Raw genomic sequence first — 11,500 nt, forward strand, 5'->3', positions numbered from 1 at the left:
CAGTACAGACAGTTTTGCATTTTCAGCGAATTTGGATCACAGATGTCATCACGAGTTTTAACCGCGCTCCCCGTCTACAACGAAGTGAATCATGTTCACGGCGTGCTGGATGAGGTGCGTCGATACTGCGATGAGATTCTCGTGGTGAATGACGGGTCAACTGACGGGACGACTGAACTTCTTGACGAAATCGAAGGAATTCATCTGATTCACCATACTGTGAATCAAGGGTACGGGGCCGGTCTGAGAAGCGCTTTCAACTATGCGATCGAGAATGAATACGATCTGCTTGTCACAATCGACTGTGATGGTCAGCATGCCCCGAAATTGATCCCGCAGATGGCAGCTGCCGTCGAGTTGGATGGAAGTCAGCCGTGGGATATCGTCTCTGGGAGTCGATATCTGCAAGAACTTGATACAAATAGCGTTCCTCCCGAAGATCGGCGGGCCATCAACTTTCGTATTAATCAGCAACTGAAAGAGTGCTTTGGTCTTGAATTGACAGACTCTTTTTGTGGATTCAAAGCCTATCGCGTTGCTGCCCTGCCCTGTTTCGAGATCACCGAACTCGGATATGCGATGCCGTTGCAGCTTTGGGTTCAAGCTGTGCGACATGGGTTGAGAATCACGGAATTTCCAGTTCCGCTGATTTATCTTGAGGAAGAACGTTCATTCGGCGGTTCTCTGGATGATTCTGAGAAGCGGATGGCCTATTATCAACAGATACTGAAACGAGAGATGGAATCGCAAGACGTTCCCTGCGGGGAGGGGCGTTCCTCTTCCTGACTGCCCAACTCAAAAGACACGCACGCACTCGTCCGATTCACTCACTTTCTGCCGCCACATTATTTGTTATGTCTGCATCGCGTACATTAGCCACGCTCGAAACTCGTCGATATCAAGCTCCGCAGCAGGATGGAGAAGTCCTCGCTGTTCCGGATCTGCCGACAGCGATCCAGAATGCGAAACAGAACGCAGAGCAACTTGCGGCTGAGAAAATCGAAATCGGCTCTTTTCCACTATCCGAACTCCGAAAACGAGCGCGCAGCCAAGTCATCACCAAAGCGGTTGAGTGGACAAACTCCATTATCGGGCAAAATCTCGCCTGTGCGGAGTGTTCCCACCATGCGTCACTTTTGTTTGTCACTGGCCATCAACCTCAACTGGCTCATCCAGGAGTGTGGGCGAAGAACTTCGCAGCAGCAGGAATGGCACAAAGTAGCCAGGGAATCGGACTGAACATCATTGTCGATAACGACACGGTGGGAAAGCAATCGATTCGTGTCCCGGATGGGAGTCGCCGTGAACCTAAAAATATCGATGTCAGCTTCGATTCAGAACTGTCCCAGCAACCTTGGGAAGAACTTCAAATTCGCGCCCCTGAAGTTTTCAACTCGTTCTCAGATCGTGTGAAAGAACAGATGGCACAGTGGGACATCGATCCCCTTGTCTCTCAGATGTGGCCGGATGCGGTGGCATCAAGTCAAAATAATACCTCAATGGTCGCTGCTCTTTCGGCTGCTCGGATGCAGCAGGAACGCCGTTGTGGAGGTGGAAATTTAGAAATTCCGTTGAGTGAAATTTGCAAGACAGATGCATTTCTCATTTTTGTGGGCCACCTTCTTTTCAATGCGGAACGATTTCACGCGAGCTACAACTCGAACGTCGAAGCGTATCGGCGTGAAAATGGAATCAGAAATGATCGGCACCCTGTTCCGAATTTAGAACAGTCCGGCGATGCTGTTGAGATGCCCTTCTGGTTCTGGAGAGAGGGAGACTCTGAACGAGGACGAGTCTTTGTTTCGCGTACCGAAGATAACATTAAGCTTTTGTGTCGAGGCAAAGAGATCCTGTCAGCGACACCTGAAACATTGCTGGCTGAACTGGAGAGTCTTCAGGTCACAGGGAAACTGCGCACACGAGCATTGACGACGACACTCTTCGCACGGCTCTGTCTGGCCGACCTGTTTATTCATGGGATCGGAGGAGCAAAGTACGACGAAATGACGGATCGGCTGATCGCCGATTTCTTTGGAATTATTCCGCCGCATTTTCTAGTCCTCTCTGCAACACTCCACCTCCCCGTCGATTCATTCGATGTGACGGAAAGTGAAGTCCGTGAACTCAAAGCCAAGCTGAGAGATTACCAGTTCAACGCTGATCGCTATTTGACTGACGATCTGGCTGGTTCACTCAAAGCGAAAAAAAACGAATTGATTCGGGAGCATTGGTCCGCCCAGACGACGAATCTTCCAAAACGCGAACGCGTCAAGAATCGATTCCAAAATCGGAATCGTCACCGCGAACTCAACGCCGTGAATGACTCGCTATTCAAGTTGGCGAAACCGCAAGTCGATTCTCTAAAGCGAACACTTGCTGAAAAAGAATTGCAACTGAAAGCGAATTCTGTTCTTCGCAGTCGTGAATATTCTTCCGTCTTATTTCCGGTCGAAGCTGTCAGCTCTCTGGCGACCGAATTGCTCGAGCCTGCTCAAGTTCAAGCTTGAGGCTGTTGATTCCCGTCGGGGTATTTTCCGTCTGGCCATTCCTTCAGAGACTGCTCGCCACGACGGGAACGTGAAGACTGGTGTTGGTATTCTTGAGAATTGTTCTCTGATTCGCTTTTCATACCACGACGGTTTTGTTGGTCCTGTCAAGTCAGTTGTGTTCCAATTCGGCAATTTACGCGACTCGATCACGAGACCTTCAGAAATCCTCTTTTCCGACTTCACAGCAACCGTGAACCTGTGTTAGTCTGATTGAGTTGATTGAATGATCATCAAGGCGTTCGAAGACGTTTTTTGTTTGAGCATTAGTTTTAGGTTGGCATGGAGGCCATCGTGGAGCCAAGTTCCTCATCAGAACAGCACCTGGATGTGCAAATTCGTTGGTTAATTCGTCGGGACATGCCAGATGTTTTGCGGATTGAAAAATCGACGTATGGACATCCCTGGACTGACGAAGATTTTTTGACCTGTCTCAGACAACGCAACTGCATCGGCATGGTTGCTGAGTACGACCAGAAAATCGTCGGGTTTATGATTTATGAACTTCATAAGTCTCGTCTACATATCCTGAATTTCGCAGTCGACCCGGATTACCGTCGGCATGGAATCGGGACTCAGATGACTCTTCGTCTCGTTGATAAGCTTTCTCAACAGCGACGTAACGAAATTCTGATCGAAGTTCGTGAACGCGATCTCGAAACACAACTCTTCTTTAAGCAACAACACTTCCGAGCGGTTTGTGTTCTGCGAAGTCATTTCGACGATACCGAAGAAGATGCCTACACAATGCAGTTCCGGCTCGACGCAAACAGCGGAGCAGCTGCCGAATTTGCACCACACAATCGGATTTCAGAAATCGACGTAGCGTAGGGCAAACCAACATTGTTCTATACGTTGTGCCTCCTGGCGAGCAGTCTATGAAGTCATGAAGATGAACCTCGCGGGTACGACAAGTTTTGAAGATGCTCTGGCTTGTCACTGCATTAATATTTGAAGAGTTGCGTAAAGCGTTTCTTGGAAAGAGTTTAACCACAACGAGATTCACAAAATTCAGCGAACTGCTCGGTTTTCTCACGAGTCATATGCACTGAATCTGTTCCAAGGTCGGTTCTTCAGGAATCGGCGATACTGAAATAAAGTCTGTAAAGACAACTTGCCCCCCCCTTAAGCACTGCCCAGAACTATTCCGGGCGGTGTTTTTTTGCATTATTCCTTGCGTCACACTTAAAGTTGGTCGCGTTCGTCTTTATCGTATCCGTTTTCAAAGGCATATTGGGATCATTCTGTGAACGACGCAATTTCAAAAGCTAAGGTGCTGGTGGAAGCGCTTGGATGGATTCGAAAGTTTCGTGATCGTTATGTGGTCGTGAAACTGGGGGGAAGCGCGCTCGATGATCCTGATTCGGTCCGTCGCTGCTTATCCGATGTCATCTTCATGGAAGCGGTCGGAATGAGACCGATTCTTGTTCATGGAGGTGGAAAGTCAATCAGCCGAGGAATGGCTGAAGCTGGGATTGAGCCGCGTTTCGTTCAGGGACGTCGTTATACAGACGAAAAAACATTAGAGATCGCAAAGAAGATTCTTGCAGACGAAATCTGTGAATCACTTGTTGACCAAATTAAAACTCTCGGTGGCAAATCAGTCGGATTGCATGTCAATTCACAAAATGTTCTGACGGGGCAACGGCTTCAGCTGGAAGATGAGAACGGGGCTGCTGTCGATCTTGGTCGTGTTGGATATGTCACCGGAATTCGCAGCGAACTCTTACATGCAACCTGTCGCGCCGGTGTGATTCCAGTCTTGCCATCGATCGCCCTCGATGCCGATGGTGGAGGACTCAACGTAAATGCCGATACCGCAGCCGCAGCGGTTGCGAAGTTGATTAACGCCGAGAAACTCGTTTTTCTGAGCGATGTCCCCGGAATTTATCTCGACAAAGATGACCCTGCGACTCTAGTTCAGCACCTCACCGTGAGTCGTTGTCGAGAGTTGATCGCTGATGGCACAATTTCCACCGGGATGGTCCCCAAGGTCGAAGCTGCGTTAGAGGCCCTTGAAGTTGGCGTCGGAAAGATTCATATCATCGACGCTGGAACTCCTCATTCGCTGCTTCTCGAAATCTACTCCAATCTCGGCGTCGGTACTGAAATCGTCGCGTGAGTGAGTTGGTCCGAGTGTTTTAGCGTCGTTTTTTCCTAACTCCTAGTTCCCGGAGCAATTCCAATCCCGGTCTTAATGTTCCGCCTCGTGGCGAGCAGGCTCTGAAGTCATGAAAGTGATCTTCAAGGGCACGGCAAGCATTGAAATTGCTCTAATCACCAGATCCTAATCAAATGTCACGATCCAGCCAGGAAACGATTTCTCTCTTCGATCAGTACGTCATTCCGAACTACGGACGCTATCCAATTAGCCTGGTGCGTGGTGAGGGGAGTCACGTTTTTGATGCTGAAGGAAAAGAATATCTCGACCTGTTTCCCGGTTGGGGATGTAACATTTTGGGCTACTCTCCTGAGAGAGTGATTCAAGCAGTTCAAGAGCAAGTTGCTAAGCTGATCCACGTTCCAAATACCTGGTATATGGAGCCTCAAGGCGAATTTGCCGAAGCGATTTGCACACGAGGATTTGGGAAAGCTTTCTTCTGCAACAGCGGGGCCGAGGCCGTTGAAGGAGCAATCAAGCTCGCGCGACTTCATACTCCCAAAGATCGCTACAAGATCATTACTTTCGAAAACGGATTTCATGGTCGAACTTACGGAGCGGTGACTGCAACTGCTCAACCAAAATATCATGAGGGCATCGGTCCGATGATGGCGGGGTTTACGTACGCACCGCACAACGATCTGGATGCTGTGCGGCAACTTGTCGATAAGGAAACCGCAGCGATTCTCATCGAACCTGTACAGGGCGAAGGTGGTGTTAACACACCGGCTGATGGTTTTTTGCAGGGGTTGCGTGATATCTGTGATGAGAATGAGATGGTCCTCATCTTTGACGAAGTGCAAACAGGTATGGGGCGAACCGGTCAATGGTTTGCCTACCAAACATTCGGTGTCCAACCGGATATCATGACAATGGCGAAGGGAATCGCAGCTGGTGTGGCTTGTGGTGCGATCATTGCCAAAGACGAGGTCGCACCCTCACTTCGTCCGGGAATGCACGCGAGTACTTTCGGCGGGAACCCGATTGCGATGGTCGCCGGAAAAGCGACTGTCGAGACCATCGAAGCAGAGAACTTGCTGGAGAATTGCCAAAAGCTCTCAGCACGCTTCGAAGAGTTTTTCACGAACCTGAAAAATGAAATTCCTATCATCGAAGAAGTCCGGGTCTGTGGTGCGATGATTGGTGTTGATTTGAACATCACCGCCACGCCTGCGGTGAAAAAAGCAATGGATCGTGGGCTTCTTCTGAACGCGACACACGACACTGTGATCCGATTGCTTCCCGCACTCAATGTGACTGATGCAGACATCTCTCAGGGCTGTGACATTATCGCAGATGTTCTGAAAGAGATGGCAGATGAAGTTGGCGCCGATTAATGCAAAGCCCATCTTTTGCCGGAGACTTCAAGTGTCCGGCAAAAGATTTGCGAGCCCAATTGCTCCTTGATCTGCACATTATGCCAGTAAGAATCGACCCGGTTCGATTCCTCTTGACGTCGTTGAGCGATTCGTGATAACGGAAACTCGAAATTTCAACGTAATCATCATTCCCTGCGGTTGGTTGAATGAGATGCGTTAGGTTATCGATCGAATTGTGAGTTTCCATGTGGTTGCGAGAACAGTTAGCTCGCCGGGTTGATGGATCGTCGCTTGGCCTGTTTCGAATTCTCTGGGGCTTATTGATGGTCTGGGAGTCGATTCGAAAACTCCCCAAAGCTGATGGAATGTATTCACCTGAATACTTCCATTTTACCTATTCCCTGTTTCCATTTGTGAAACCGCTGCCCGAAGTCTGGATGATGCAAACCGAAATTTCGGTGATGCTTATCGCAGCGATTCTGATCACGATTGGTTATTACTATCGTGCTGCGTCCGCAGTTTTTCTGGTCATCTTCACGCATCTGTTTTTGATCGAAAAGATCTACTACAACAACCACTTCTATTTAACGATCTTGATGAGCTTCTTAATGATGCTCTGTGAGGCTGATCGCTGCTATCGGCTGCCGTTGCCTGGAAAGTGGGGCCGGAAGAAAGCGACTGATCTTCACGCTCAAACTGTCCCCATGTGGAATCTCGTACTATTGCGCAGCCAGATCGTGATCCTCTATTTCTTTGGAGGTGTTGCGAAACTGAATAGCGATTGGCTGGCAGGTGAACCTGTCCGATTTTGGTTTTCACACAAAGACTCCAGCCACATGCTGTCAATGTTTTTGACACAAGGCTGGTTTATTTACGTGGTCTGTTGGACTGGGTTGATTCTTGATCTGGTTGCCGGATTTACGTTGCTTTCGAAACGAACTCGCGTCTTCACGATGCTGTTACTCATCGTGTTTCATGCCACAAACTCGACGCTGTTTCAGATTGGACTCTTCCCGTTAATTGGAATCGGGTTGCTGCTCCTGTTTGTTGAACCGGACCTTCCGCGAAAAATTTTCCGTTGGATCGGCTCTAAAATGGGGAAGGTTCCTCAAACAGTTTTAGAGACGCCCATTACAGCCACCCGCCCTGTGCAATTAGCGAGTTGGGGATTGACAGCCTTTGTGTGTGGATGGATTTCGTTTCAGGCAATTCTTCCGATGCGAATTTTAACCTACTCAGACGATCCTGGTTGGTCGGAAGTCGGGCAATGCTTTTCCTGGAGGATGATGCTGCGTCATAAGGATGCGTTCTTGAAGCTCAAGTTTGATCCACCAGAGGCAGAGAGGTATCTGGAAGAGCATCCGGAAATCCTGCCACATCTCAGCAAAGTTCATGTTGAAAGAATGGTCAAAAATCCGCATTTCATTTTGCAGTACGCCCATAGCGTGAGCGACGCTCTCAAAAAAGAAGGCTGGGAGGATGTCAAAATTTCATGTGTTTCGATTGCCTCGATGAACGGGCGGCCTTACCAGTTGATGATCAATCCCGAGACGGATCTCGCCAAGGCCTCGTATGGGATGTTTGAAGTCCCCGATTGGATTGTCCCGTTAGATAAGTATCAACGACCTGGGCAGTACCCAAAAACGCCAGAAGAGCGGAGAGATGTCATCGCTCAAGTCTACAAAGATCAAGTGCCGGAAACAGAATCAGAATCACTCTTGAAATCTCCGGTGAAGTATGCATCGGCAATTGAATATTCTGGATCGATCCAGTAATTGCCCATCGTCGATGCGATCGGGAGCAAATCAAATCTAAGTCTATGGGGCATCTCACAACTATTTAAAATGCACTCTAAACGAAAATAGCCCCCGGTCAGCGACCGGGGGCTAAGTGCTCGATTCAGTTCAGATCAAAGATGACCTGATCTTAATTACGGGACAGTGATGTCTGAGCCGTTGATGCGAATGGTTCCGATGACATCTCCGCTATCTTCGATGTCTGAAACAGTTCCGCCACCAGTCACTCGGACTTTGTTGTTCATCCCAGCGTCATCCAGGAACAAGTCGTCGATCGACCCAACAGCGATTCCTGTTCCCGTGACTTTGCGGATTTTGTTTCCGCCGATAGTCACGAAGTGATCACCACCGAACTGGCCGTAGGCATCAATTCCGATATCTCCGCCCTTGATGTTGTTGTTGTTGATGATTGCATCCAGGTTTGCCCCATCAAATGCATGAACCAGGATGTTACCTTCTTGGACATTCTTGAATCGGTTATCGAGAATGTCGACAACGAGGTCTGATCCGCCATATCCATCGATGTGAACACCATCGAACAATAGATCCTTGAATTTGTTGCCTTCAACAATCGCGTCGAGGTAGCTACCGTCGTACGCATTGATTCTGACTCCATCTTCGGTGGTGTTTCGTCCGAGGATGTCGTTTCCGTGGAAGTCGAGATACAGCTCAGAACCTGAATACAGATCTGCCTCGAATGCCCTGTGAGTCATGCCGTCAAAGATGTTGTGATGGACAACAAGATCCACGACAGAATCGTCATTGAGGAAAACGTCAATTCCGTCGCCGGTGTTACCGCGACCTAAGAACCGGTTCCCGGCAACCATGGCGTTCATGTAGCTGTTGTCATCGAGATCAATATCAATGGCATCGTCATTGATATCATCAAAGATGTTGTCTTCAACGACGAGATCAAGATAGGTGGTGTCATCAAGATCGATCTCAATCCCATCTCCGGTGTTTCCTCGACCGAGAATCTTGTTTCCAGCAATGATGGCGTTCAAGTAGCTGCTGTCATCGAGGTCAATCTCGATGGCATTGTCATCGACATCGTCAAAGATGTTGTTCGAAATGTTGGCGAACAATGATCCATTGTCATCAACATCTAGATCAACTCCGTCATTACCTTGGCCAACAAATTCGTTGTTGCGAATATCAACGTGAACTTCTGAATTATCATTAACTTCGATGATGACTCCATCACTGTCAGTCATTGAAAAGAGGTTTCCGGCGATATCGAAGTAGGCCAAAGCGTCATCTGAAGTCTCGATGTTGATTGCTTCATCACCATTGGAGAGGAATGTGTTATCGATAATGCATCCGATAGTGGTTCCATTATTCGCTCGGATGTCGATCAAGTCGTCACTAGCATTCATCAGAGTGTTGCCAGCGATTTCGAATGTGCCTGGATTGGTTCCGAAAATTGAATCTTGACCACCATCAAGGGTTAGACCGTAGATTCCGTTGTGTCGTGCCAGGTTGATGACATTGCCGTTGTCATTAAGACGTTGGAACGTGAACGCTTCTCCTTCAGCAGTAAAGACTGCGTTCAGATTTGATCCTGCTCCAACAACATTCATTGATCCACCACCACCGATCAGGATTTGTCGGTTGTTGAGGTCAATGGCTCCGGCTGGACCGCCACCGAAGGCGAATGGTCCGTCGACGCCGTCAAGAATGTAGGTTCGTCCATTAGGACCGTTTTCAATGATGTTTCGTACGTTGTCTGCAGCTGTCAGTGTCACGACGTCGTCCAGGACGGTTCCTGTTTTGGCGTTCACACCCTGGAAGATGTTTCCAGCTTGAGCAACGTTTGTGATGATGTCGATGTCACGCACGATGGGGGTAACCATACGGCGATCGAGTAGACCGAGCTTAGGTTGTTTGCATCCATTGCCACCGAGTGGAATACGGACGCTGAGGAAACCTTGGCTGACTGAACCACGAACATCGTCGTATTCGTATTGTCCGCTCAGTACCAATCGTGAATCGTTTCCGAGTGCTGGCAAGTCATAAAGACGAGCTTCAACACGTGCCCGTGGACCAGCAATGTGCTGGAAGCCTGATGCGTCGTTGTCGAAATGGAAGTATCCACCAGCTGCCCAGATTTCCATGTCGCCACCGATACCGGGAATTGACTGCCCGGCATAGTCGTCACGCCACAGGATGTGCTCAGCTTCTACGTCAACACCGTAGTAAGCTCGTTCCTGGTTTCCTTGGACAAGGATTTGATTTCCTTGAAGGAATGCGTTTGCTCCACCAGCTCGTTGTGATGAAGTGTCTGGGAGATAAACGTTTGAACGTAGTCCCCAGTTAATGTCCAACAATTCCGCACCCAGAGTCGCCTGGTGGAAAACGTTGTTGTGGTCAGTGTCTCGAATGTCGTAGAAACCATACGCACCGAAGATACGTTGGCTGGCAGTGATTTGGCGATAACCAATACCAAAGTTTCCTTCCCAAGTGTCTTTGTCGGAGTACATCATGCGGATGTCACCGAACAGCAAACTGTCGCTGTCACTGAAAATCGGGAGGAAGGTTCGAGTTTGGCTTCGTTCTTCACGATCGCCTCCGCGCCCCTCAATTTCCAGATAGGCATCCCAGCGGTTAGTCTGGGCGTGAGCGGCGTTTCCGCCAACGAGGAGCGAGGCTACGGTAGCCATGCTGAAAATTAAGCGTTTCATAATAACGGTCCCTGTTCTAACACATAGAGCGCAAAGTGCGGTGGTATGCATCAAGGAATCGGACGAGCGTCGTAGTAGAAGTGATGATGTGGGGGAGCGTACGGAGAATCGGAGTAACCGTTGCAGTTTGACTGACTTTGATTGTCAGCCAGTTGAAACACTCAGTTCTGAGTTGTTGTAACGTGTTGTTTTTAATTGGGTTACGTTAAATGCCGGTAAAGTGTGAACAATCGATTGCAACGGTTGTAGTGGTTCATCTCGCAAGTCTTGCCGTCCTCATTGTCTGTCTCGGCATCGAGCTGCAATTCCTGCCGGTTGATCCGATCGTAATTTCTTGGAGAGAGATTAACGGTTATTCGGGTTCTTCAGATGGAATGCATTTCAACGGGGAGCGTTGTGGCAGAATTGAGACGCAGCGTTGAAAACTTATTTCGATGTAAAGTTTGTCAGCCTGCATTTGAATTTTTCGTGGCTACTCGTGTTGCATTTCTTGTTACAACCGTTGCGAAAACAGCCATGGTGAAACCAGCTGCCACCGCACGTTGATGAACTCTTCCTAAAGTCGATGAAACACTTTTGAACTGAGTCACAACTGAGCAGTAGTCATAACTGAGCAGCAATTGAGTAGCAGCAGCAATTGAGTCGCAGCAGGCACGAGTCGCAGCAGGCAGAACGACCTTCTCATCGTTCTCTGAAAGGACGATCCCGGACGAACTCAAACAGTTCCGACTTTGTGTTTGAATTCGGCTCCGATGCATTCAGAATCTTCCAGATTGAGCAATCGCCTCAAGAGGGCGAAGCGGCCGGAATCGCATCAACATTCGTGATTCGGTAGCGACTTGCCCTGCTCGTTCGGTACACTCCTTGTGAAAAATTAGACTCTGAATCGCCAATGAACCCGACGTTTTTTGTGCTATCAGAATTCACTCTCGCGAACACTTATGATCTGGATCTGCATCAATTGAAATGCAGCAGGGTCGCATTGCTGGACATCGAC

Annotated in this window: 7 protein-coding genes; 6 read left to right on the forward strand and 1 reads right to left on the reverse strand. The window is 48.8% G+C overall.

Annotated features, from left to right (window positions below; all coding sequences use genetic code 11):
- Window positions 1–42: 42 nt before the first annotated feature.
- The 6 genes from ACN0YR_RS07075 (at window position 43) to ACN0YR_RS07100 (ending at window position 7,801) form a co-directional block, all read left to right on the forward strand.
- Entirely contained in the window at window positions 43–786 is a 744-nt protein-coding gene (locus ACN0YR_RS07075) for a glycosyltransferase family 2 protein (RefSeq protein ID WP_417848494.1), read from the forward strand.
- Between the two features lie 68 nt (window positions 787–854).
- Window positions 855–2,507: a hypothetical protein gene (locus ACN0YR_RS07080; RefSeq protein WP_417848495.1), complete on the forward strand. Its 1,653-nt coding sequence runs from the start codon at window positions 855–857 to the stop codon at window positions 2,505–2,507.
- A 333-nt stretch (window positions 2,508–2,840) separates the two neighbouring features.
- On the forward strand, window positions 2,841–3,377 hold the full coding sequence (gene rimI, locus ACN0YR_RS07085; protein WP_231739955.1) for a ribosomal protein S18-alanine N-acetyltransferase: 537 nt from the start codon (window positions 2,841–2,843) through the stop codon (window positions 3,375–3,377).
- Window positions 3,378–3,792: 415 nt separating this feature from the next.
- Window positions 3,793–4,668, forward strand: a complete 876-nt coding sequence (argB, locus tag ACN0YR_RS07090) for an acetylglutamate kinase (protein ID WP_417848496.1) — start codon at window positions 3,793–3,795, stop codon at window positions 4,666–4,668.
- Window positions 4,669–4,841: 173 nt separating this feature from the next.
- On the forward strand, window positions 4,842–6,044 hold the full coding sequence (locus tag ACN0YR_RS07095; RefSeq protein ID WP_417848497.1) for an aspartate aminotransferase family protein: 1,203 nt from the start codon (window positions 4,842–4,844) through the stop codon (window positions 6,042–6,044).
- A gap of 227 nt (window positions 6,045–6,271) precedes the next feature.
- Window positions 6,272–7,801: an HTTM domain-containing protein gene (locus ACN0YR_RS07100; RefSeq protein WP_417848498.1), complete on the forward strand. Its 1,530-nt coding sequence runs from the start codon at window positions 6,272–6,274 to the stop codon at window positions 7,799–7,801.
- 155 nt (window positions 7,802–7,956) lie between these two features.
- Here ACN0YR_RS07100 and ACN0YR_RS07105 read toward each other — a convergent pair whose 3' ends face one another.
- Window positions 7,957–10,503, reverse strand: coding sequence for an inverse autotransporter beta domain-containing protein (locus ACN0YR_RS07105; protein WP_417848499.1), 2,547 nt, complete (start codon window positions 10,501–10,503; stop codon window positions 7,957–7,959).
- Window positions 10,504–11,500 lie beyond the last annotated feature (997 nt).

The sequence above is a fragment of the Thalassoglobus sp. genome, from assembly GCF_048270125.1.
GTDB lineage: Bacteria > Planctomycetota > Planctomycetia > Planctomycetales > Planctomycetaceae > Thalassoglobus.

What these genes read in the sequence shown, in the direction of transcription:
- ACN0YR_RS07105 (WP_417848499.1), bottom strand. Translation starts at nt 10,503, where the DNA reads ATGAAACGCTTAATTTTCAGCATGGCTACCGTAGCCTCGCTCCTCGTT.
- ACN0YR_RS07075 (WP_417848494.1), top strand. Translation starts at nt 43, where the DNA reads ATGTCATCACGAGTTTTAACCGCGCTCCCCGTCTACAACGAAGTGAAT.
- ACN0YR_RS07100 (WP_417848498.1), top strand. Translation starts at nt 6,272, where the DNA reads ATGTGGTTGCGAGAACAGTTAGCTCGCCGGGTTGATGGATCGTCGCTT.
- ACN0YR_RS07095 (WP_417848497.1), top strand. Translation starts at nt 4,842, where the DNA reads ATGTCACGATCCAGCCAGGAAACGATTTCTCTCTTCGATCAGTACGTC.
- ACN0YR_RS07080 (WP_417848495.1), top strand. Translation starts at nt 855, where the DNA reads ATGTCTGCATCGCGTACATTAGCCACGCTCGAAACTCGTCGATATCAA.